This is a genomic window from Pseudofrankia sp. DC12, assembly GCF_000966285.1.
GTDB lineage: Bacteria > Actinomycetota > Actinomycetes > Frankiales > Frankiaceae > Pseudofrankia.
Window position 1 is genome coordinate 2205018 of the sequence record NZ_KQ031391.1, and the last position, 22507, is coordinate 2227524.

Sequence of the window (22507 nt, forward strand, 5' to 3'; positions counted from 1 at the left end):
CACGGCCGGCCGGCCATCGCAACCGGTGACTGTGGGAGTCTGCTGTGCATGGAAGAGTGCGCGGACAAGGTCGTGCTGGTGACCGGAGCGGGCGGCGGTATCGGCGCGGCCTGCGCCCGCAGGCTGGCCGCGGCCGGCGCGCGCGTCGTCGTCACCGACGTCGACGAGGCCGCCGCCAAGATCGTCGCCGACGAGATCGCGGGCTCGGGCACGCCGGCCCTGGCACTCGGCCTGGACGTCACCGACCCGGACGCCGTCGCGGACGCCGTCGCCGCGGCGACCCGGACCTTCGGGAAGCTGGACCTGGCCGTGAACAACGCCGGGATCTCGCTGCCCCGAAGCCCGATCGAGAAGATTCCCGTCGACGACTGGCGCCGCGTCGTCGAGACGAACCTCAACGGCGTCTTCTACTGCATGCGGGCCGAGCTCCCCGCGATGCTCGCTGCGGGCGGCGGATCGATCGTGAACATGGCGTCAGTGCTCGGCACGGTCGGTTTCGCGGACACCGCCGCCTACGTCGCGGCCAAGCACGGCGTCATCGGGCTGACCAGGACGGCAGCGCTGGAGTACGCGACCCGCAATGTCCGGATCAACGCGGTCGCGCCGAGCTTCGTCGACACGGCCATGCTCAGCCAGGGCGAAGGCCGCAAGATGCGCGGCGCGGCCCTGCTCGCCCCGATGGCACGGTTCGCCACCGTCGACGAGGTCGCCGAAGTCGTCCTGTTCCTGCTTTCCGACCGCTCCTCGATCGTGACCGGCAGCGTCTACCTGGCCGACGGCGGTTACACCGCCCGCTGACCCACGGGCCGGCCGGGCGGCCCAGTGCCCGCACGGGCTCACCCACCCACCGCACGCCTCGCGGCGTCGAGTCCTACCTGCTGTCACGACCACAAGGCAGGACCGGTTCGCTGTTCAGTCCGCAGTGGGCACGCCGTCCCAGCGGGCCGTAGGAAGGTCGACGCGTTCGCCGCCGGGGCGCAGCGGCGTGCCGTCCGCGAGCAGCAGCGCGATCGCCTCCGCTGGGGCGGTCGGGTTCGGCTCTCCCGTCGACCGGATGACGCGGTGCCAGGGCACGTCCTCCTGGTAGCCGAACCGGGCGAGCACCGCGCCGACGTGCCGGCCGGTGCCGCCACCGACGTACTCGGCCACGTCGCCGTAGGTCATCACCTTGCCGGGCGGTATCCGCGCGACCGTGTCGAGCACCGCGACCGCATACTCCCCCGGCCGGCCGTCGACATGCACCCGCACCCGGGTACCCAGCCCCGCGGACACGCTTGCCGGCGCGCTCGCCGCGGCCGCGGCCGCGGCCGACTGGCGCCGGCCCGGCCCTGCTTTGCCCGACCGGTCCTCGCCGGACGGGTTCTCGCCCGATCGGCGCCGGCCCGGCGCCGCCTCGTCCGACCCGGCCACATCCGGCCGGTGCCCGTCCCGCTCAGGCTGGTCTGACCGACGACCACTCATACGGGCGAGCATGCCAGCCAGGTCCGACAGGTCCCGAACCCGCCGGCGCGCCAGGGCGCCGGGCCACGAGACGGGAACGACAACCGAGAAGGGGCCTCGGCGCGACGCCGAGGCCCCTTCGGGACGCGAGGGGTCAGTAGACCGGGAGGGTCTTGTCGACCTGGGTGGCCCACGCGGTCACGCCGCCCTGGACGTGCACGGCCGACGAGAAGCCGGCGTTCTTCAGGGTGGCCAACGCATCAGCCGAGCGGACACCCGACTTGCAGTAGACGACGACCCGCTTGTCCTGCGGCAGCTCCGACAGGTGGGCCGGCAGCTCCCCCTTCGGGATGAGCTTGGCGCCCGGAATCCGCACGATCTCCCACTCCGCGGGCTCGCGGACATCGATCAGCTCGATCGCGGCGCCCTCGTCGATCCACTCCTTGAGCTCGCCGGCCGTGATCGTCGACCCCGCCGCGGCGAGCTGCGCCTCCTCGGAGACGACGCCGCAGAACGCCTCGTAGTCCTCGAGCAGCGAGGTGATCGACGGGTTCTTCCCGCACAGCGGGCACTCGGGGTCCTTGCGGACCTTGATCGTGCGGTAGCTCATCTCCAGGGCGTCGTAGACCATTAGCCGCCCGACCAGCGGGTCACCGATCCCGGTCAGCAGCTTGATCGCCTCGGTCACCTGGATCGAGCCGATCGACGCGCAGAGCACGCCGAGCACACCGCCCTCGGCGCAGGAGGGGACCATCCCGGGCGGAGGCGGCTCCGGGTACAGGCAGCGGTAGCACGGCCCGTGGTCGGCCCAGAAGACGCTGGCCTGGCCGTCGAACCGGTAGATCGAGCCCCAGACGTAGGGCTTGCCGAGCAGCACCGCCGCGTCGTTGACCAGGTAGCGCGTCGCGAAGTTGTCGGTGCCGTCGACGATCAGGTCGTACTGGCTGAAGACCTCCATGACGTTGTCGACGTCGAGCCGGGTCTCGTGCAGCACGACGTTGACGTACGGGTTGATCTCCAGGACCGATTCGCGCGCGGACTCGGCCTTGGAGCGGCCGACGTCGGACTGGCCGTGGATGATCTGGCGCTGCAGGTTCGACTCGTCGACGGTGTCGAACTCGACGATGCCGAGCGTTCCGACGCCGGCGGCGGCGAGATACATGAGCGTCGGAGATCCCAGGCCGCCCGCGCCGACCGCCAGCACCTTGGCGTTCTTCAGGCGCTTCTGCCCGTCCATCGCGACATCCGGAATGATGAGGTGCCGGGAGTAGCGGCGGACCTCGTCGACGGAGAGCCCGTCGGCGGGCGCCACCAGAGGCGGAAGGGACACGCGTGCTCCTTGCGGTTCGGCATCGCCGGCTGAGGCGTCCCCACGACGATGCCATACGTCTGAGCGCCGCAGGCCCGCCCTGAGATCACGGGCCGGCGAAGCCGCTGGGCAACAGGCCGTCGCACCCCGCGGGGGACGACGATCCGCTCCGTTGCAGCGCACGCCGCCGGTCACATGTTCCCGACCGCCACGGCGGCCCAGCGCTACCAGCGCTACCAGCGCTACCAGCGCGACCAGCGGACAAGATCGCCGTTCGCGCCCTGGCGCGGCCGTTCAGGCGGATGGTTCGCAACCAGGGGGAGACCAGGACAGCGATCTTGCCGGACCGGCCGACCAGAGGCGGCGGACCGGCGGACGCGGCTGGACCGGCCGGAGGCGGCCCGGACCGCGGGCGGCCGGACCGCGGGCGGCCGGACCGCGGGCGGCCGGACCGCGGGCGGCCGGACCGGCCTACCGCCGGCTGGACACCGCGGGTCAGGCGGAGCGGCGCGCCGGGGTCTTGGCTGGTTCCTTGGCGCCGTTCGCCGCGGTCTTCGGCCCGATCTTGGCGGGCGCGCTCTTCGGCGGGGTCTTCCTGCCGCCGGGCTTCGCCTTCGCCGTCGGCGCCGCGTCGTCGGCGCCGGCCTCGGCATCCTGGGCTGACGTCTCGGCGTCGGGCTGTTCGGCAGCCCGCGGCGCACGCCTGCTCGCCCGCGTGGACGCGGCCGGCTCCGGCTCGCCCGCCGGCGCGGCATCGCCACCCGGGCGCCCGGCCCGGGCCGCCTCAATGCTGGCGCGCAGCGCGGCCATCAGGTCGCCGGCCGGCTCGCCCGCCTCCGCCGCCGGAGCCGTCATGATCTCCCGTCCGGCGATCTTGGCATCGATCATCTCAGTGAGTGCCGCGCGGTACTCGTCGGTGAACCGCGTCGGGTCGAAGTCGCCGGCCAGCGTCTCGATCAGCGAGCTGGCCATCGCGAGCTCCTGCGGCCGGACCTTGATCTCCTCGTCGAGGAACCCGAAGCCGGGGGCGCGGACCTCATCCGGCCACAGCATGGTCTCCAGCACGAAGACGCCGTCGCGCACCCGCAGCGTCGCGAGCTGCTCGCGCTGGCGCAGCGCGATCTTCACCAGAGCGACCCGGCCGGAGGACTCCAGCGCGTCACGCAGCAGTACGTAGGGCTTGGCGCCGGTCTTGTCCGGCTCCAGGTAGTAGCTCTTCGCGAAGTAGATCGGGTCGACCTGGTCCAGCGGGACGAACTCCAGCACGTCTATCGCCCGCGACGTCGACAGCGGCAGGTTCGCGAAGTCGTCGTCGGTGAGGACCACCGTCTCGCCGTCCGGCAGCTCGTAGCCCTTGGCGATCTCGGAGTACGGCACCTCCTCGCCATCGGACGCCGCGACCCGCTTGTAGCGAATCCGGGACCCGTCCGAACGTCGGACCTGGTGAAAGGCGACATCCCGCTCCTCCGTGGCCGAGTACAGCTTCACGGGGATCGAGACGAGCCCAAAGCTGATCACACCCTTCCAGATCGAACGCATGTTCGCCCCTAACGTCGCTCCAACCCCATCGTGAGCCACCCGGCGCGTCCTGTCCGCCTGACCGGCGAAGAGGGACGAGAATTGGCTGTTTGGGTTGACGCAGCCGAACGGCCCTACTCATCGCCGCTCCGTGGCCATTCGGCGGGACGCCCGGAGGATCACGAGACATCGCGAGACAGACCGTGGATCGGGCCGGGTCGACGTGGGAACGTGGAACCGCCAGCTGGCCGTGACGAGAACCACCACGCGAGGGCAGTGCCCGGGAGGCGGGGATGGGCGAGGCAGGCGGTGCGAGCGGACCCGGACAGAGCCGCGAGTCCCCGAGCGAGGCCTCGGGCGCCGGCACCACCACGAAGGACGGCGGGAGCGCGCGGAAGGCCCCCCGTGGCGCCCCGAGCGCCGTCGAGGTCGACGGCCGCCGGCTCAAGATCTCCAACCTCGACAAGGTGCTTTACCCGACGGCCGGCACCACCAAGGCCGAGGTGATCCACTACTACACCGAGATCGCCCCCGTCCTGCTGCCGCATCTGGACGACCGCCCGCTGACCGTCGTCCGCTTCCCCGAGGGAGTCGGCGCCGCCGGCTTCTTCAGCAAGAACGCTCCGTCGCACCGCCCGGAGTGGGTGCGTACCGCGACGCTGCCCTCCCCCGGCTCCAGCAAGAACCGGGGGACGATCGACTACCTGGTCGCCGAGGAACGCCCGACGCTGGTCTGGCTGGCGAACCTGGCCGCGATCGAGATGCACACCCCGATGTGGCGCGTCTCCACCCGGCGGCCGGACCTCGTGGTCGCCGATCTCGACCCCGGCCCCGGGACGACCGTCCTGGACTGCGCCCGGGTCGCGCTGCTGCTGCGCGAGGTGATGCCCGAGCCGCTGTGCGTGAAGACCAGCGGCTCGAAGGGGCTCCAGGTCTACGGCCGGGTCGACGACGGGCGCGAGAGCATGAAGGTGCGCGACGAGATGCACGTCGTCGCCGAACGACTGGCCCGGGACCATCCGGACCTCGTCGTTTCCAACATGCGCAAGGACCTGCGCCCGGGACGGGTGCTGCTGGACTGGTCACAGAACAACCCGGCGAAGACGACGGTCTCCGTCTACTCGCTGCGGGCCCGCGCCGCGCCGACCGCGTCGGCCCCGGTCACCTGGGACGAGGTCGCCAACGCCCGCCAGCCCGCGGACCTGGTGTTCACCGCCGCCCAGGTCCTCGACCGGGTGGCCGCCCACGGCGACCTCTTCGCCCCGTTGCTCGGCCCCCCGCCCGCGGCGACCTGACGTCCGGGCCGTCCGCTGGCCACGGACGAACCGGACGCGGTGACCGAACCGGCGGATCTATCCGACGGGAAGGACGACGGCCCAGCCGGCCGCTGCCGGCGAATCAGGCACGTTCAGGCCGAACGCGACCTGGGTATGCCGAGGTTCCGCGCGGGTATGCCGTGCTTCGGCAGCTCGATGATCGCGACACCAGCCGGCGAGAGATCCCGCCACGACGGGGAGGGCCTCATGACCGCACCGACCGAGCTCCCGACCGAGATGCAGGTTCCCGTCGACGTCCCTGCCGCGGACGCCGTCGATCAGGCCCGCCAGGTGTTGCCCGACGACCCGCCGCAGCCGACGCACGTTCATGACGGTTCCGAGGCCGACGAGTACGACGCCGTCGAGCAGACCGTCGAGGTCCAAGACGACGAGGACGCCTACCGGTAGGCGATCGGCCTCGGACGGGCGTGGAGCCGCCGGCCTGGTCGGTTCCGCCGATAGCCTGTTGCAGGCCCCGCACCCCAGGCTCCGGGGGCCACGCGCGGCTCCCGGGTCTGTAGTGTTGTCGGGATCGAGCAACAGGAGGTGCGCTGGTGACCGCCGATCCGGCCGCGCCACGCTCAGGCAGAACGCCCCGGCTCCCCCGCACGGCCCGGCGCTTCCAGCTGCTCGGGGCCGCGCGTGAGGTTTTCGTTGCGCAGGGCTACCACGCCGCCGCGATGGACGAGATCGCGGAACGGGCCGGCGTCAGCAAGCCGGTGCTCTACCAGCACTTTCCCGGCAAGCTTGAGCTCTACCTGGCGTTGGTCGACGAGCACGCGGAGAAGCTGGTCACCAGCGTCCGCGAGGCGCTCGACTCGACGACGGACAACCAGCTGCGGGTCGAGCGGTCGATCCGCGCGTACTTCGACTTCGTGAACGACCCCAGCGGCGCCCATCAGCTCGTGCTGGAGAGCGACCTGCGCAGCGAGCCGGCTGTCCGGGAGCGGATCGAGGACGCGTTCGCCCAGTGCGTCCGGTCGATCGCGGCGACCATCGCCGCCGACACCGGCCTTACCCAGGACGAGGCCGACCTGCTGGCCGTCGGCCTCGTCGGGCTCGCGGAGACCTGCTCACGCTGGTGGCTGGTCCGGGGCGGCACCGTCTCCTCCGAACGCGCGATCGAGACGATGAGCGAGCTCGCCTGGCACGGCATCGGCGGCTACCCGCGGGCCTGATCGGCGCGGCGGGCGCCGCCGGGTGGGCGGCCGGCGCTCGTCGCCGACCGGTGAGACAACCCGGCCGCTCTGCCAGCGGCGAACACGGCGACCCAGCCCGGTCACACACGGCGTCGGGGCCATAGTGTGTCCTGTGATCGTCGGTGTTACCTGTGAACGTCCGTCGGCCGTCACGCCGTCGGACCAGGCCCGTCCCGGGGGGACACCCTCCCGCGGCGCTAACGAAGGCGAGGTCATCCCGGTGGAGGTCAAGATCGGCGTGCAGAACGTCGGCCGAGAGCTGGTGCTCGAAAGCGCTCAGACCCCGGACCAGGTCGCCGAGGCGGTCGCCACCGCCCTCGCCGCGGACAACGGGCTGCTCTCCCTGTTCGACGAGAAGGGCCGCCGGGTGGTCGTACCGGTCGCGAAACTGGCCTACGTCGAGATCGCGGAGGCGGAGTCCCGCCGCGTCGGCTTCGGCGCCGCCTAAGGGGTGAAGCGGCCGGAACGGGCGCGGAGCGCCCGCCGGCCGCTTCACCGGGTCGGGCGCTGAGCGCCCTCCCCAACGTGGTTCGGGGGCGATGTCGGAGTCCGGGGGCGCGCGCTGGTCCAGGGCCGGGATCTGGGATGCGTCCCGCTGGGGCTGCCTTCCGCTGGTTTACTTCCCGCCGGGGCGCACGGGTGTGCTGATCGCTGTTTTGGGCCCCCAGTGGATCCTGCTGGCCAATTCGGGAGAGCCTCGGGTGATCTAGAAGAGGCGCCCAGACATACGCCACATAACGGACGCCGGAATGATTGCTCGCCCCCTGATCGGCGGCCAGTCCCGGCCGAGTCGTAGCTGCGTGTAATTGGCCAGCAGGGTCCCAGTGGTTGGCAGCACGCCCGGACAACGACCGCCGGAGGGCCGAACCGGCGATCAACTCGCGCTGGCGCCCTTCGAGCGGAACGCACCCCGGATCCCGGCCCTGGACAAGCGCCTAGCCCATACTTCTCCGTCGGCTCCTATTGGGCGGAGCGGCCGCAGGGCGCTCCGCGCCCGGTTCCGGCCGATCGCCTCAAGCAGACAGGCCCAGGGCTGACATGCGGTCAGTGTGGGCCTTCATGATGCTGTCGAAGATCGTGGCGACGGCTTCCAGGTCGCCGACGCCCACCAGCAGGCCGGTGAGCGCGTCCCGCTCGACCGCGACCTGCTTTGCCTGGTTGAGCGCCTCGCCCACGAGCCGGCGGGCCCACAGCGCGAGCCGCCCGGCCACCACGGGATTCGCGGCGATCGCCGCACGGACCCGGTCGACGACGAACGCCGCGTGCCCGGTGTCGGCCAGCACGTCGAGGACGAGCGCGCGGGCGTCGTCGTCGAGCCGGTGGGCGATCGCGCGGTAGAAGTCGGCGGCGATGCTGTCCCCGACGTAGGCCTTGACCAGGCTTTCCAGCCAGTCCGCCGGCGCGGTGCCCCCGTGGAAGGCGGTCAGCGGGCCGATGAACGGCCCCATCGCGGCCTCCGGGTCGACGCCGCGGCCGGCCAGCGCCCGGCTGATCGCCTCGAAGTGCGCGAACTCGGCGGCGGCCATCGCGGCCAGCGCGATCTTGTCCGTGAGCGTCGGCGCCATCCTGGCGTCGGTCGCGAGTCGCTCGAACGCGGTCAGCTCGCCATAAGCGATGAGCCCCAGCAGGTCGACGACGGCCTGGTCGGCACCCGGGCGACCCTCCCGCGGCTGCGCGGAACCGACACCGACGGCCTCCGCCGTGGAGTCGGCACCGCCTGCGACCTGGGCTCCCGGAAGCACTGTGCTGTCCGTCACGTGTTTCATCTCCCAGGTGGTGGGTCGGGTGTAAGCGTGGTCGGGCTCGACCCGCTGGCCCCCACGAACTCCGGCGGCCCGCTCGGGCCGGCCGACGGATCGGGCTCCTGCCTGGCCAACGTCCGACAGGCCACGATCGTCACCGAGCGCGCCCACCAAGCGGTCACACAGGTTATCCTTGTCGTAGCCGCTGGTCATCACAGGCCAGCTGGCCGCCTAAGGCACTCGCGTCGCCCCGTTCGGAGGGCCGCTGGGCCAAGCTGCCGGGTTCGAGCCGCTGGTCCCCCGTCACCGACTGGGTCGCTGGCGCTGTCTGGCACATAGCGAGCGGCGCCTCAACGTCGGACACCGCTCAGGAGCAGACCAGGAGCGATCCGCTGTCCGTCACAGCCACATCCCTGACCACCGGCGACACCGACGCCACCGACGCCACCGCTTCGCCGGCCCCGCCCCAGCAGGCCGGGCCGGCCGAGCCCAAGGTCACCTTCGCCGACCTCGGGGTCCGCAAGGAGACCGTGGAGACACTCGCCGCGGCGGGCATCGTCCACCCTTTCGCCATCCAGGAGCTAACGCTCCCGCTGGCGCTGGCCGGCACCGACATCATCGGCCAGGCCCGCACCGGCACCGGCAAGACCCTGGGCTTCGGCATCCCCGTCATCCAGAAGGTCCTCGGCCCTGACGAGGGCGCCGACGGCCGGCCGCAGGCCCTCATCGTCGTCCCCACCCGCGAGCTCTGCGTCCAGGTCACCGCCGACCTCGACCGGGCTGGCAAGGGCCGGCGCATCCGGGTCCTCTCCGTCTACGGCGGCCGGGCCTACGAGCCGCAGACCAGCGCGCTGAAGGCCGGCGTCGACGTCGTCGTCGGCACCCCCGGCCGGCTGCTGGACCTCGCCCGCCAGCGCACGCTGAACCTGGGCAACGTGGCGACCCTGGTCCTCGACGAGGCCGACGAGATGCTCGACCTCGGCTTCCTGCCGGACGTGGAGCGCATCGTCGCCTTCCTGCCGCCCACCCGCCAGACCATGTTGTTCTCCGCGACGATGCCCGGGCCGGTCATCGCGCTCGCCCGCCGGTTCATGATCCGGCCGGTGCACGTGACCGCCGAGCAGCCCGACGAGGGCCGCACCGTCCCGACCACCAGCCAGCACGTCTTCCGCGCGCACGCGATGGACAAGATGGAGGTGCTGTCCCGGGTCCTGCAGGCCGACGGGCGCAGCCTCTCGATCGTCTTCGTCCGGACCCGCCGCACCGCCGACAAGGTGGCCGAGGACCTGGCCCGCCGTGGCTTCGCGGCCGCGCCGGTGCACGGCGACCTCGGCCAGGGCCAGCGCGAGCAGGCGTTGCGCGCCTTCCGCTCCGGCAAGGTCGACGTGCTGGTCGCGACCGACGTCGCGGCCCGCGGCATCGACGTGGGCGGCGTCACGCACGTCATCAACTACCAGTGCCCGGAGGACGAGAGCGTCTACCTGCACCGGATCGGCCGGACCGGCCGGGCCGGTGGCAGCGGCGTCGCCGTCACCTTCGTCGACTGGGACGACCTGGCCCGCTGGCAGTTGGTGAACCGCGCGCTCGCGCTGCCGTTCGACGAGCCGCTGGAGACGTACTCCACCTCCCCGCACCTGTTCGAGGCGCTGGGTATCCCGGACGGGTCGACCGGTGTCCTGCCCCGCGCCGCGCGCACCCGGGCCGGGCTCGCGGCCGAGGAGATCGAGGACCTGGGCGGCGGCGCGCGGGGCCGCCGCGGCCGCGGAGCCGCCGCCGCTCCCGACCGGGATACCGACCGCCCGGCGGCGCACGCCACGGCCGCCCGGACCAGGAGCCGCCGCCGTACTCGGGGGGCCGGGGCCGCCGCGGCGGCCGCCGGGCTCGCCGAGGAGGCAGTCGAGGGCGCCCCCGAAGAGCTCGGGCTCGAGGCCGGCGACGTCACGGCGCTCGCCAGTGCGACCGACTCGACGGCCACCGCGGCCGTGGACGGTACCGAGATCACCGATCTGCCCGACCAGGAGCCGGACGCGGACGGCACACCCGCTCGCCGCCGCCGGCGCCGGCGCGGTGGCCGGGGCCGTTCCCGCGGCGGGGCCGCCGTCGAGGGGCTCGACCTGGTCGAAGCGGAAGACGACGCGGAGCACGCCGAGTCGGCCTGACCCAGCCCAACGCCGCCGCCAGGCTCCCCCGTCTCGCGACCGGGGACCGCCGGGCGGCGGCGTTTGTGCGTTCAGCCGCCCGCGCCGGTGAGCGCGAGACGGACCCAGGAGATCCGGTGGCAGGCCGGGCAGCGCAGCAGGGACGGATAGCGCGGCCGGATCACCGGCAGGTGCAGGCTCGGCGCGAGCAGCAGCAGGGCACGCTTCGCGCCGACGGTCGTCGCCTGGGCGCAGCGCGAGCAGTGCACCATCACGCCGTTCGTACGCGGGTCGGGCGGCCGTTCGCCGCTGTAGAGGGCACGTTTGCCATGAGTGTCCCGGCCGATCGAGCCGGGCCGGTGGGCCGTCGAGCCGGTACCCGGCCCGGCCGGGCGGCCGGCCCGGGGCCGCAGCCGGTCAAAGCCGGCCGCCGCGGCCAGCTCCCGGCGGCTTGCGGCGCCCTCCCGCGGCGCGGCCGTCGCCCGCGCTGAAACGGCCGTAGGCCGCACACCGGCCACCTTCACGGTCCCGGGCTGCCCAACTGCCGTCGCGGTGGTCTCCGTCGCCACAACCGCCGCCATGACGGCCCTCGGCTTCGCCGTCGTCGGATCGGCCTTCGGCTGCACGGCCGCCGCGTTCACCGCCGCGGGCCGCACGGCGGCGGCTATCGCGGCCCTCGGCCGCACGGCCGCCGCTCCTGCCGCCTTGGGCTGCGAGACCGGTTGTCTCACGGTCTTCGGCCGCACGGCCGCCGCTCCTGCCGCCTTGGGCTGCGAGACCGGTTGTCTCACGGTCTTCGGCTGCGCGACCGCCGCCTTCGCGGCCCTCGGCTGCGCGCCCGGTTTCACGGTCTTCGGCTTCGTCATACCGGCGTCGCCCTGGCTGGCCGGGCTCGCGCCGCCGGTGGGCCGGGCACGCGGGCGCTCATCGGCCGGAACGCGAGAGCGCGGCCCGGACCTGACGGATCGCCTTCGCCGATCCGGTGCCGACCACGGCGCCACCGCCACGGTTGCCCGCCAGCCCGTCGTCCGCGAGGCCGTCGTCGACCAGGCCGCCACCCAGGTCAACGCCGTCGAACGCGACGCTGTCGAGGCCGACATCGTCGAGGCCGACGTCGTCAAGCGGGACGTCATCAAGGTCGGCCACGACGAGACGCTCGCCCGTGCGGCTCGGCTCATCGAGATCCTCCTCGCCTATCAGCCGCACCCGGGACCGCCGGGCCGCCAGCAGCGCGGGCGCGCCGGGCCCGGACAGTGGCACCGGGCCGAGACCCGCGATCGCGCGGGCATGCTCCCGGTAGGCGTGCGCGCCCTTCGAACGGCCGGCGGTCGTCAGGATCGAGCGGCCGATGCCCGGAGCCTCAGCGAACCGCACGGAGCGGGCTACCGGCGGCTCCAGCACCCGGATCTGGTAGCGGGCGGCCACGTCGGCCAGGACCGCGCGGCTGTGCGCCGTCCGCCCGTCGAACAGGGTCGGCAGCACCCCGCGCACCCGCAGCCGGGGATTGGTCAGCCGGCGGACGTCGTGCACGGTGTCCAGGAGCTGGCCGACGCCCCGATGCGACAGCGTCTCACACTGCAGCGGGATGACGACCTCGTCGGCGGCCGTCAGGCCGTTGATGGTGAGCACGCCGAGTGACGGCGGGCAGTCCACCAGGACGAAGTCGTAGTCATCGATGATCTCCGCCAACGCGAGCCGCAGCACGTGCTCCCGGCCGGTCCGCGACAGCAGCACCGCCTCACAGCCGGCCAGCTCGATCGTCGCCGGCAGCAGGTCGGACCCGTCGGCCGTGCGTAGCAGGACGAGCCCGGCGGACAGCCGCCCGAGCAGCACGTCATGCACGGACAGCTCCAGCGCGTCCGGATCGAGACCGAGCGAGAACGTCAGGCAGGCCTGCGGGTCCAGGTCGACCAGCAGCACCCGCTGGCCGAGCTCGGTCAGGGCGGCGCCGAGACTCGACACGGAGGTCGTCTTGGCGACGCCACCTTTCTGATTCGCGACAGCGAGAACCCGGGCCACAACGGAGAGTGTGTCAACTGTAACCGTGTGGTCACAACCTTTCCGGGCCCGCGAGTGTCGCGCAGCCTACTTAGGTCCCGCCCGCACCCACCCGGTTCGCTCGTCGAGGCGGCGACCGGGCGGCTTCAGGGACCTCGGCGCGAGCGATCGGCGACGCGGAGGCCGGCGTGACGGAGAGGACCGGTGCGACGGGGCGGTGCCACAGAAGCCGGCGTGACAGAGCCCGGCGGGGCGGCCCTGGCATCACGGAGCCAGACAGCACGGGACCGGTGTCATGGAAGCGGGGGCCCGCGGGACGGAGGCAGTCGCCGATCGGCTGGCGACTGGCGACTGGCTGCCGGGACGTCCCGCTCGCTGGGCCAGCCCGGTGAGCGCCTACAGTTCTGCGGCGTGGCTCAGCTTCCCCATGTAGCCGTGCTCGGGCCCGGCCTGGCCGGTGCGACGGCGCTCGTCGCGCTCGTCGACGCCGGGCTGGACGCGACCGGCGTCGGTGGCCGCCCGACCCCGGCCGCCGCCGAGCTCCTCGCCGCGCACGCGCTCATGGAGCGCTGGATCCCTCCGGCCGTTCGCGACGCGACCGACACCGCCGGCGGCCCGGCGGCCGGCGGGGCTCCCGCGCTCACCGTGGCCCGGGTCGGCGACGCGAGCGGGGCGCGCGGCGGCTTCGAGGTCAGCATCGACGGGCAGCCGGCCGGGCGCTGGGACGCCCTCGTGGTCACCGCGCGCGACCTCGCCGCGGCCGCCGGGGTGCTCACCGCCGCCCCCTGGTACGGCGGCGTCTTCCACCCGGTCGCCGGCGGCGTGTTCCTGCTCGGCGTCCCCGACAGCGGGCAGGTCGTCCGGCCGGACGGCGAGCGCGACCTGGCGCTGACCAGGGCGCAGGCCGGCTGGGTCGGTGAGTACCTCCGCGGCCGGTATCGGCTGCCCACCGGGGAGGCGATGCTCGACCGTCCCAGCCTGCGGCGGACCGGCGTGCGCCGCGGCGCCGCGGGGTATCTGCGGGCGCTGGACCGCGAGCTGCGCGCCGGCCGGGCCCGGGCCGCGGCGGCCGGCTACCCCCTGCCGCTACCGGCCGCCGCGCCCGCCTCGCCAGCGGCTCGCTGACGAGACCTACCGCTGGGTGGCCGGCGCCGGGACCGCGGAGGCGCCGGCGCCGGTCACCCGGTCACATCTGGGGCCCGGCGAGGATCTGCGGGACCTGAATACCGTTACCGCGGCTGAGCGTGTTGGTCCCGACGTGCTGCGGGGCGTCGATGTTCACCTTGATGACGGACGGCGCGACGTCGAGATAGTTGCCCTGGACGGTGTTGTTGGAGTTGCGAGCCTGGCCCTGGGCGTCATGGCGGTCCTGCTCGAAGATGGTGATGCCGGGGCCGTTGTTCCGCCACGCGTAGTTTCCGGTGGCAGTGTCGCCGGCCGCGGACTGGAAGACGATGCCGGTGCGCCGCCAGGGGTCGGGCGTGTCGAGTCCGTTACCGGCGGCGATGTTGTTGGTGAACGTGTTGTTGTAACCGGTCTCGTCGGTGAAGCCGGAGCCGTCGTTGTTGTACGAGATGTTGTCGGTGAAGGTGTTGCCGTGGCACGAGACGTCCATCCAGCCTCCGGCCGGATGGCCGCTGTCCGAGATCAGGTTCCCGATGAACTGGTTGTTCGTCTCGACGGTCACCTTGACACCGGCACAGTCGCCGCTCGGGTCACTCACCCCCGGCAGGTTGTTGTGGATGAACTGGTTGTAGCGCCAGATGGTGCCGGTCATGCCGCCGGCGGCGCCCTTGCAGGAGTTGTCGTGGAAGGTGTTGTTCTCGACCAGCGAGTTCGGCCCCACCGAGGCGCCGAGATAGTTGCCGTAGATCTCCGAGTTGGTGATCTTCCAGCCCGCGGCGGCGTCGGACTCATGGATGTTCGAGTCGATCGCGCCGTTCTTCCCGCCGTCGGAGTAGCCGGTGACCGAGATGTTGTGGATCTCGACGTTGGTCGCGCTGCCGTTCGGCCGGTGGATGCCGATGCCGGACAGCAGCGTCCCCCCGGGACCCGCCTTGACGCCGTAGAACTTGTCCCCGGCCTTGGGCAGCAGTACGCCGGAGCCCTTGTAGGTGCCGGCGGCCAGGTTGAACTGCGTCCCGGCCGGGCTGCTGTCGATATAGGGCTGGATGGCGGCGCCCGCCGGGATGGGCACGCCGCCGGCCGGAATCTTCACCGGGCCCGGAATGATCGGTGTGTTCGGGTAGGCACGGGTGTTGTTCAGGTTCGTCGTGCCGCCGCGCAGCACCCCCGAGTGGTGCGCCGGTGTGCTGGCGCCGGCACCGGCGGCCGGAAGCATCGCCGTGGTCAGCGCGACGCCGGACAGCGCGAGCACCAGCCGTCCCCGCAGCCGTGACCGCGGCGGGCCGCCCAAGGCTGGCGCCAGAATGACGTGAGACGCCGGGCCCCGCGGAGGGAAGGCCCCCGGGGCGGCACCGAAGAAGGCCGATGTGAAATTCGGAAGACGCATTCTTGAGATCCAAAGTCAGCTGCCGCGAGGGGCCGACGCGGCCGCCAGAGATGACCTGGCCGCGCCAGCGCGCTCCTCGTCTGTCGGATGGGATATTTCCTTTGACGTGAACACCACGGCCGGTATTTCCTTGGTTTTCAAGCTCGCCGAGACCGCAAAGATAGCATCGAACAGATTCCCGACGACATTGCCCGGTGACAACGGAGCGTCATGCGGATAGCGGCGGAACAAGGACCCAGTTCACATCGCCGAACAGCCGGATTCCCACCGCGGTCTATATCGTCCGCGAGTCCCCGATGTTCAGTCATACCTGATGGTCGCGGGTTCCGTCCGCTTCCGACCGCCAGGTATGACCCGGATTCGCGCGGCCTACGTCAGGACAGCTTGCCCAGCCGGGCGGCGGCCTCTCGCAGGGTCTCCTCGCGCTTGGGGAAGGCGAAGCGGATGATGTGCCGGCCGTCGGCCGGGTCGGCGAAGAACGAGGAGCCCGGGACGCAGGCGACGCCGACGTCGGCGACCAGGTGGCGGGCGAAGGCGACGTCGTCGCCGGCCGGGTCGAGCGCCCGGGTGTCGCACATGACGTAGTAGGCGCCGTCAGGCCGGCTGACCCCGAAGCCGACGTCGGCGAGCGTCCCGCAGAGCAGGTCCCGGCGCACCTGGTAGGCCGCGGCGAGGTCGGCGTAGTACTGCTCCGGCAGGCCCATCGCGGCGACGCCGGCTGCCTGGAGCGGTGCCGCGGCACCGACCGTCAGGAAGTCGTGCGTCTTGCGGATGCCTTCCGTCAGCACCGCCGGTGCGATCGTCCAGCCGACCCGCCAGCCGGTGACGGCGTAGGTCTTGGACAGCGCGTTGACGGTGATCGTGCGGTCTTCCAGGCCGGGGACCGTGGCCGGCGGGATGTGCCCGCCGGGGCCGAGGTACTGGATGTGCTCGTAGATCTCGTCGGTGACGACGAGGGCGTCGTACCGCTGGCAGAGCTCGGCGATGAGGTCGAGCTCGGCGCGGCTGAACATCTTGCCGGTCGGGTTGTGCGGGGTGTTGACCACGATCGCGCGGGTCCGGTCGGTGAAGGCGGCGCGCAGCTCGGCCTCGTCGAAGCTCCAGTCGGGAGCGCGCAGCTTCACCAGCCGGGGCGTCGCGCCGGAGAGGATCGCGTCCGGGCCGTAGTTCTCGTAGAACGGCTCGAAGAAGATCACCTCCTCGCCCGGGTCGACCAGGCCGAGCATGGTCGCGATCATGGCTTCGGTGGCGCCGCAGGTCACGCAGATCTCGGTGTCCGGGTCGACCGTCCAGCCCGGGTAGGCGCGGGCCACCTTCGCCGTGATGGCCGCGCGGAACGCCGGAGCGCCCCAGGTGATCGCGTACTGGTTCACGTCCGCGTCGATCGCGGCCTTGGCGGCGTCCTTGAGCTCGGCCGGGCAGGAGAAGTCCGGGAAGCCCTGAGCCAGGTTGACGGCGCCGTGCGCGGCCGCCAGCCGGGTCATGTCCCGGATGACCGACTCGGTGAACGTCGACGCCTTGGCCGACAACCGGGCGGCGCCGGGAACCTGACCGGCCCCGGGCGTGGAGCCGGGCCGCGAGGGCAGCATCTGCGAGGCCACGGCTCCATCATGCAGCGTTTCCCACCGGCGCGGTGGTCATGTCCCCTGGCTCGCCGCCGGCTCCTGCTCGGACAGGTACTCGACGCCGGCCCACGGAGCGAGTTCGGGACCGGCCGACCGGCCCTCCGGGCAGTGGCGGCGGAAGTCGCACCAGGAGCAGAGCGGGCCGGGGCGCGGCGGGAACGCGACGTCGGCCGGCTGCCCCGCGGCCAGCCGCTCGGTCGCCGCGACGGCGTCGGTCGCGATCGACTCGGCCCGGCGGATGTGGCGAGCCAGGCTCTCGTCGGTGTGCTCGGCCTCGACCACCCGGCCGGTCGGCAGATGGTGCAGCTCGACTCGCCGGCAGCGCTGCCGCAACATCCGCTCGGCCGCGAACGCGTAGAGCGCCAGCGCCGACGACGTGCGGGCGTCGTCGTCCTGCGGCGCGCGCCGGCCGGTCTTGTAGTCGACGACGACCAGCTCACCGTCCCGCTCGTCCAGCCGGTCGACCCGGCCGTGCAGCGCCAGCAGGTCGGTACGGGTCGCCACCTGGCGCTCGACCGCCCGCGGCTCGCCGGCCGGGTCGAGACCGCCGGTGTAGCGCTCGCACATCGCGGCGACCCGTTCGCGGGCGTCGGCGGACTGCTCGCCGTCCCGCCAGCCCTCCGCGACCCAGCAGGAGCGCACCAGCGCCGCGGCGCGCTCCGGCGTGCGGCGCTGTGCGGGCTCGTCCCACCAGAGCCGCAGCGCGTTGTGCGCGCTGGTCCCGAGCGAGGTGTGCGCCCAGGGCGGGCCCTTCGGCGGCGCCGGCCGGTCGAGGTAGGTCATCCGGTAACGGCGCGGGCAGTCCTCGAACGAGGCCAGCCGGGTCGGGGTACAGCTGAACAGCCGGCGTGGCATCTCGTCGAGAACGAGCTGCGCCATGGTCGACTCCTCCGGCTCAGGGGCGGGGCGGGTGGGGCGGGTGGGGCGGGGCGCCCGGCCGCGGCCGGGGCACACGAAGATCCTCGCACCCGCCACCGACAGTTCCGACCACGACGGACGTCACGCGTCACAGGTGCCTGGTCCGGCGTCATCGGACCGCTGGCCCCGCAGCGCGAACCAGGCCGGTCCGCCAGCCGGGCGCCCGCTGCGCCGGACCATCGCCACGGAGCGCAACTGGACGATCCCGTCGCAGCCTGGCATGCTGCGACCCATGGAGCGCAGTGAAGCCGTGGTCGTACACGTGCCGCTGCATTCCTTTTATGGGGGCCGGGCTCGGTCCCCACTGTGCCGCTGATCGCGCGCCGCACAACGCCCCAGACCGAAGGCCCGGAACGCCCGGGCCTCACCGCGCCTGGGCAGCGCCGAGCCCCCCACCCGAAAGGTGCTCCCGTGAGCAACACGATGGACGCAGGCCTCGACGACGCCGTCACGGACGGGTCACCGGCACCGGTCGCGCCGACGATCGCCTCGATCGACGAGGGCCGGCGCCTGATCGACGGCATCGATGTCCAGCTGCGCGACCTTGTCGCGGTCCGCCGGGACATCTCCCGGCAGATCCAGACCCAGCGGACCACTGACGGCGGCCCGCGCGTCCAGCACTCCAGGGAAAACGAGATCATCGCCGCCTGGGCGGACGAGCTCGGCCCACGCGGCGTCGAGATCGCGCTGGCGGTCCTCACCCTGTGCCGCGGCTCGCTGACCTGACGGCCCGCGCCGTCTGACAGGCGGCGCCCATCTCGGGAGCCGCGCCCGCTACCGGCCCGGCTCCTCGTCCGCCTGGTCGACGCCGGGCCCGTCCGGGCCCGGCTCGGTCGGCGGCGCCTCCTGGGCGAGCTTCACCCGGTCCCGCTCCGGGTCGTCGCCCCGGCCGAAGTCGTCGAAGTCGTCGTCGAGGGTCGGGTACTCCTCGGCCGCGTGGTGCTCGACGTCGTCGTCGAGCTGCCGTTCCCGCCAGTCCGCCGGGAGCAGATGATCGAGAACGTCGTCGACCGTGACGACGCCGACCAGCCGGCCGCCGTCGTCGAGGACCGGCGCGGCGACCAGGTTGTAGGACGCCAGATGACGGGTCACCTCGGCGAGATGGGTGTCCGGCCGCAGCGGCCGGACGTCCGCGTCGATCACCGCTCCGATCAGCGTCGCAGGTGGCTCCCGCAGCAGGCGCTGGAAGTGTGCCAGACCCAGGTAGCGCCCCGTCGGCGTCTCATACGGCGGGCGGACCACGTAGACCTGGGCAGCCAGCGCCGGCGAGAGTTCGGGCGCGCGCACCCGGGCGAGCGCCTCGGCCACCGTCGCGTTCGGCGCCAGGATCACCGGCTCGCTGGTCATCAGGCCGCCGGCCGTGTCGTCGGCGTAGCGCAGGAGCTGGCGGACGGGCGCGGCCTCCTCCGGCTCCATCAGGCGCAGCAGCCGCTCGGCGTCCTCGGCCGGCAGCTCGCCGAGCAGGTCGGCCGCGTCGTCCGGGCCCATGGCCTCCAGCACGTCGGCCGCCCGGTCCTCGGCCAGCCCGCCGAGCAGCTCCACCTGCTCGTCCTCGGGCAGCTCCTCCAGCACGTCGGCGAGCCGCTCGTCGTCCAGCGCCGCCGCGACCTCGGCCCGCCGCTTGTAGGACAGGTCGTGCAGCATCGACGCGAGATCGGCCGGGCGCAGCTTCTCGAACGCGGCGAGCAGGTTCGCCGCGCCCTGGCCGTCCTCCGGCAGCGAGAACCCGCTGACCTCGTCCCAGCCGACGGTGCGCATGTCGCCGCGCCGGCCGCGGCCGACCCGGACGGCCACCTGGTCGAGGATCCACTCACCGCTTCGGATCGGCGCGATCGCGGCGTCGACGACCGTGACCTCCTTGCCGCCGGCGACCTCGGTGACCCGGCGGTCGAGCAGCTCGCCGAGAACGAGGGTCTCGCCGACGCGCTGGGCGAACCGCCGCCAGTTCAGCCGCGCCGACGACAGGATCACGGCGCCGGACTCGACACCCGTGACCCGGCCCATCGCCACGAAGATCGGCCGATGCTGCACGTCCACGGCCAGGCCGAGCACGCGGGGGGGTGCGTGGCCAGGGCGCAGCGTGACGACCACATCTCGGACCCGGCCGACCTGGTCGCCGTTGGGGTCGAGCACCAGCAGCCCGTGCAGCCGCCGGCAGTAGACCCGGACCGGCGCCGGCGTACGCTGTGCCCCGGTCGCCGTCACGGTGTCTCGCTGCCCACAGCGCAAAGCTACCGCGCGGCCGTCTCGCGGCGCCAAGGCGGGACCGAGCACGCGGCCGAGCCCGGCTCCCGCGCCGGCGGGTCGACGCACCCGGCGCCTGACCAGGCGACCACGCGTCACCCGACAACGTCTTTGGACGGACCGCCCAGTCCAATTGCCGGAATACGCGGGCTGATTCGTGGGCGGATTAACGCGGTGAGGCAACCCACACTCGAACATGATCCGCAATGGCTTCGTTCTCGGGCGCCAGCAGCGGGCTGCGGCTACTATCTCGATCATGTCGCTCCGTCCCCGCCGCTCCTGCCTAGCGGTTCCCGGCTCGTCGACCAAGATGCTCGGCAAGGCTCAGGGCCTGCCCGCGGACCAGATCTTCTGTGATCTGGAGGACTCCGTCGCGCCCGGCGCGAAGGAATCGGCCCGCGACAATGTCGTCGCTGTGCTGAACGAGGGCGACTGGACCGGCAAGACCCGAGTTGTCCGGGTCAACGACCTGACCACGAAGTGGACCTACCGCGACGTCATCACCGTCGTCGAGGGCGCCGGGGCGAACCTCGACTGCATCATGCTGCCGAAGGTGCAGACCGCGGCCCAGGTGCAGTGGCTGGACCTGCTGCTCACCCAGATCGAACAGGTGATGGGCCTGGAGGTCGGCCGTATCGGCATTGAGGCGCAGATCGAGAACGCGCTCGGCCTGTCCAACGTCAAGGACATCGCCTTCGCGAGCCCCCGCATCGAGACCATCATCTTCGGTCCGGCCGACTTCATGGCGTCGATGAACATGCCGTCTCTCGTCGTCGGCGCGCTGAACCCCGACTATCCGGGTGACCCGTTCCACTACCCGCTCTTCAAGATTGTCGAGGCGGCCCGCGCCCGCGGCGTGCAGGCCATCGACGGCCCGTTCCTGCAGATCCGCGACGTCGACGCGTTCCGGTCGGTCGCGAAGAAGTCCGCCGCGCTCGGGTACGACGGCAAGTGGGTGCTGCACCCGGGCCAGATCGACGCGGCGAACGAGGTCTACCGGCCCCGCCAGGAGGACTACGACCATGCCGAGCTGATCCTCGACGCGTACGCCTGGCACACCTCGGAGGCCGGTGGCCTGCGCGGCGCGGTCATGCTCGGCGACGAGATGATCGACGAGGCCAGCGCGAAGATGGCCCAGGTCATCGCCGGCAAGGGCCGGGCCGCCGGCATGCAGCGCACGAAGAAGTTCGAGCCGCCGGCCCAGTAGTCGGTCGCGCGCCCGGCCGCCACCTGTGGCGAGCGCGCCCGGACCACGCCGAGCCCTCGCCGCAAAACGCCGAAAGGATTCACAGGAAATGGGCAGGATCGCGCAGACCGACGGTCTCACGGAGATTCAGGCCGACATTCTGTCGGCGGTCCGCACCTTTGTGGACAAGGAGATTCTGCCGTACGCCACGGAACTCGAGCACAAGGACGAGTTCCCGGCCGAGATCGTCGACCAGATGAAGGAGATGGGCCTCTTCGGGATCACGATCCCGGAACAGTACGGCGGCCTCGGTGAGTCCCTGCTCACCTATGCGCTGGTCGTCGAGGAGATCGCCCGCGGCTGGATGAGCGTCTCCGGCGTCATCAACACCCACTTCATCGTCGCCTACCTCCTGCTCCAGCACGGCTCCGAGGAGCAGAAGGCCCGGCTGCTCCCGAAGATGGCCACCGGCGAGGTCCGCGGCGCGTTCTCGATGAGCGAGCCCGGCTGCGGCTCGGACGTCTCCGCGATCACGACCCGAGCCACCCGCGACGGCAACGACTACGTGATCAACGGCCAGAAGATGTGGCTGACGAACGGCGCCCGCGCCGGCGTCGTCGCCACCCTGGTGAAGACCGACGAGGGCGCCGACTCGGTCTACCGGAACATGACGACGTTCCTGCTGGAGAAAGAGCCCGGCTTCGGCACCACCGGCGGCCTCACCATTCCCGGCAAACTCGACAAGATGGGCTACAAGGGCGTCGAGACCACCGAGATGGTCCTCGACAGCCACCGGGTGCCCGCCACCTCGGTCCTGGGCGGCCCGGACAAGACCGGCAAGGGCTTCTACCAGATGATGGACGGCGTCGAGGTCGGCCGGGTCAACGTCGCCGCCCGGGCCTGCGGGATCATGATCCGCGCCTTCGAGCTCGCCATCGCCTACGCCCAGCAGCGCAAGACCTTCGGCCACCCGATCGCCGACCACCAGGCCATCGCCTTCAAGCTCGCCGAGATGGCCACGAAGATCGAGGCCGGCCACCTGATGATGGTGAACGCCGCCCGCAAGAAGGACCGCGGCGAACGCAACGACGTCGAGGCCGGCATGGCGAAGTTCCTCGCCAGCGAGTACTGCTACGAGGTCACCACCGAGGCCTTCCGGATCCACGGCGGCTACGGCTACTCGAAGGAGTACGAGATCGAGCGGCTGTTCCGGGAGGCGCCGTTCATGCTGATCGGCGAAGGCACCTCCGAGGTCCAGAAGCGCATCATCAGCCGCGCCCTGCTGCGCGACTACAGACTCGCCCAGTAGTCGCGCTCAGCCCGGCCCAAACGGGTCCTCCTGAGTCATGCCTGGCGGCAGTG

20 protein-coding genes are annotated in these 22507 nt (G+C 72.3%); 10 read left to right on the forward strand and 10 right to left on the reverse strand.

Features of this window, described 5'->3' with window-relative positions; translation table 11 throughout:
- Positions 1-48 precede the first annotated feature (48 nt).
- Positions 49-798 carry an SDR family NAD(P)-dependent oxidoreductase gene (locus tag FRADC12_RS08880; RefSeq protein ID WP_045876310.1) on the forward strand — a complete coding sequence of 250 codons (750 nt, stop codon included), beginning with the start codon at positions 49-51 and terminating at the stop codon, positions 796-798.
- Between the two features lie 114 nt (positions 799-912).
- Here FRADC12_RS08880 and FRADC12_RS08885 read toward each other — a convergent pair whose 3' ends face one another.
- The 3 genes from FRADC12_RS08885 to ku form a co-directional block, all read right to left on the reverse strand.
- A complete protein-coding gene (locus FRADC12_RS08885) occupies positions 913-1461 on the reverse strand; it encodes an MGMT family protein (RefSeq protein WP_232303683.1) in 549 nt (182 codons plus the stop codon).
- 133 nt (positions 1462-1594) lie between these two features.
- Positions 1595-2770, reverse strand: a complete 1176-nt coding sequence (moeZ, locus tag FRADC12_RS08890; protein ID WP_045876311.1) for an adenylyltransferase/sulfurtransferase MoeZ — start codon at positions 2768-2770, stop codon at positions 1595-1597.
- 474 nt (positions 2771-3244) lie between these two features.
- Positions 3245-4288: a non-homologous end joining protein Ku gene (gene ku / locus FRADC12_RS08895; protein ID WP_045876312.1), complete on the reverse strand. Its 1044-nt coding sequence runs from the start codon at positions 4286-4288 to the stop codon at positions 3245-3247.
- Between the two features lie 272 nt (positions 4289-4560).
- On the opposite strand from ku, the gene ligD reads away from it, so the two are divergent.
- The 4 genes from ligD to FRADC12_RS08915 all read left to right on the forward strand — a co-directional run bounded on the left by ligD (position 4561) and on the right by FRADC12_RS08915 (position 7230).
- Positions 4561-5562 carry a non-homologous end-joining DNA ligase gene (ligD, locus tag FRADC12_RS08900; protein ID WP_084010530.1) on the forward strand — a complete coding sequence of 334 codons (1002 nt, stop codon included), beginning with the start codon at positions 4561-4563 and terminating at the stop codon, positions 5560-5562.
- A gap of 228 nt (positions 5563-5790) precedes the next feature.
- The gene (locus tag FRADC12_RS29400; RefSeq protein ID WP_045879286.1) at positions 5791-5991 is read left to right on the forward strand and encodes a hypothetical protein; all 201 of its coding nucleotides are present in this window, start codon (positions 5791-5793) and stop codon (positions 5989-5991) included.
- 146 nt (positions 5992-6137) lie between these two features.
- Entirely contained in the window at positions 6138-6761 is a 624-nt protein-coding gene (locus tag FRADC12_RS08910; protein ID WP_045876313.1) for a TetR/AcrR family transcriptional regulator, read from the forward strand.
- A 241-nt stretch (positions 6762-7002) separates the two neighbouring features.
- Positions 7003-7230: a DUF3107 domain-containing protein gene (locus FRADC12_RS08915; protein WP_045876314.1), complete on the forward strand. Its 228-nt coding sequence runs from the start codon at positions 7003-7005 to the stop codon at positions 7228-7230.
- 565 nt (positions 7231-7795) lie between these two features.
- On the opposite strand, the gene FRADC12_RS08920 is transcribed toward FRADC12_RS08915, so the two are convergent.
- Positions 7796-8539 (reverse strand): ferritin-like fold-containing protein, encoded by a 744-nt coding sequence (locus FRADC12_RS08920; protein ID WP_045879287.1) that lies wholly within the window; start codon positions 8537-8539, stop codon positions 7796-7798.
- 515 nt (positions 8540-9054) lie between these two features.
- Between FRADC12_RS08920 and FRADC12_RS08930 the strand changes: the two genes are divergently transcribed.
- Positions 9055-10683 (forward strand): DEAD/DEAH box helicase, encoded by a 1629-nt coding sequence (locus FRADC12_RS08930; protein ID WP_045876316.1) that lies wholly within the window; start codon positions 9055-9057, stop codon positions 10681-10683.
- Positions 10684-10754: 71 nt separating this feature from the next.
- Here FRADC12_RS08930 and FRADC12_RS32955 read toward each other — a convergent pair whose 3' ends face one another.
- Both FRADC12_RS32955 and FRADC12_RS08940 read right to left on the reverse strand, forming a co-directional pair.
- Complete coding sequence (locus FRADC12_RS32955) at positions 10755-11348, reverse strand: hypothetical protein (protein ID WP_232303684.1); 594 nt, start codon at positions 11346-11348, stop codon at positions 10755-10757.
- Positions 11349-11586: 238 nt separating this feature from the next.
- Positions 11587-12681 (reverse strand): ParA family protein, encoded by a 1095-nt coding sequence (locus tag FRADC12_RS08940; protein ID WP_045876317.1) that lies wholly within the window; start codon positions 12679-12681, stop codon positions 11587-11589.
- Positions 12682-13071: 390 nt separating this feature from the next.
- On the opposite strand from FRADC12_RS08940, the gene FRADC12_RS08945 reads away from it, so the two are divergent.
- A complete protein-coding gene (locus FRADC12_RS08945) occupies positions 13072-13785 on the forward strand; it encodes a hypothetical protein (RefSeq protein WP_045876318.1) in 714 nt (237 codons plus the stop codon).
- Between the two features lie 61 nt (positions 13786-13846).
- Here FRADC12_RS08945 and FRADC12_RS08950 read toward each other — a convergent pair whose 3' ends face one another.
- The 3 genes from FRADC12_RS08950 to FRADC12_RS08960 all read right to left on the reverse strand — a co-directional run bounded on the left by FRADC12_RS08950 (position 13847) and on the right by FRADC12_RS08960 (position 17676).
- Entirely contained in the window at positions 13847-15076 is a 1230-nt protein-coding gene (locus FRADC12_RS08950) for a right-handed parallel beta-helix repeat-containing protein (protein ID WP_232303685.1), read from the reverse strand.
- Between the two features lie 470 nt (positions 15077-15546).
- Positions 15547-16761 (reverse strand): aminotransferase class I/II-fold pyridoxal phosphate-dependent enzyme, encoded by a 1215-nt coding sequence (locus tag FRADC12_RS08955; protein WP_045879289.1) that lies wholly within the window; start codon positions 16759-16761, stop codon positions 15547-15549.
- A 48-nt stretch (positions 16762-16809) separates the two neighbouring features.
- Positions 16810-17676, reverse strand: coding sequence for a RecB family exonuclease (locus tag FRADC12_RS08960; RefSeq protein ID WP_045876320.1), 867 nt, complete (start codon positions 17674-17676; stop codon positions 16810-16812).
- A 462-nt stretch (positions 17677-18138) separates the two neighbouring features.
- Here FRADC12_RS08960 and FRADC12_RS08965 point away from each other — a divergent pair, with 462 nt between their 5' ends.
- Entirely contained in the window at positions 18139-18441 is a 303-nt protein-coding gene (locus FRADC12_RS08965) for a chorismate mutase (protein ID WP_045879290.1), read from the forward strand.
- Between the two features lie 48 nt (positions 18442-18489).
- On the opposite strand, the gene FRADC12_RS08970 is transcribed toward FRADC12_RS08965, so the two are convergent.
- Positions 18490-19920, reverse strand: a complete 1431-nt coding sequence (locus FRADC12_RS08970) for a magnesium transporter MgtE N-terminal domain-containing protein (RefSeq protein WP_045876321.1) — start codon at positions 19918-19920, stop codon at positions 18490-18492.
- A 295-nt stretch (positions 19921-20215) separates the two neighbouring features.
- On the opposite strand from FRADC12_RS08970, the gene FRADC12_RS08975 reads away from it, so the two are divergent.
- Both FRADC12_RS08975 and FRADC12_RS08980 read left to right on the forward strand, forming a co-directional pair.
- Entirely contained in the window at positions 20216-21166 is a 951-nt protein-coding gene (locus FRADC12_RS08975) for an HpcH/HpaI aldolase/citrate lyase family protein (RefSeq protein WP_045879291.1), read from the forward strand.
- 88 nt (positions 21167-21254) lie between these two features.
- A complete protein-coding gene (locus FRADC12_RS08980; protein ID WP_045876322.1) occupies positions 21255-22454 on the forward strand; it encodes an acyl-CoA dehydrogenase family protein in 1200 nt (399 codons plus the stop codon).
- Positions 22455-22507 lie beyond the last annotated feature (53 nt).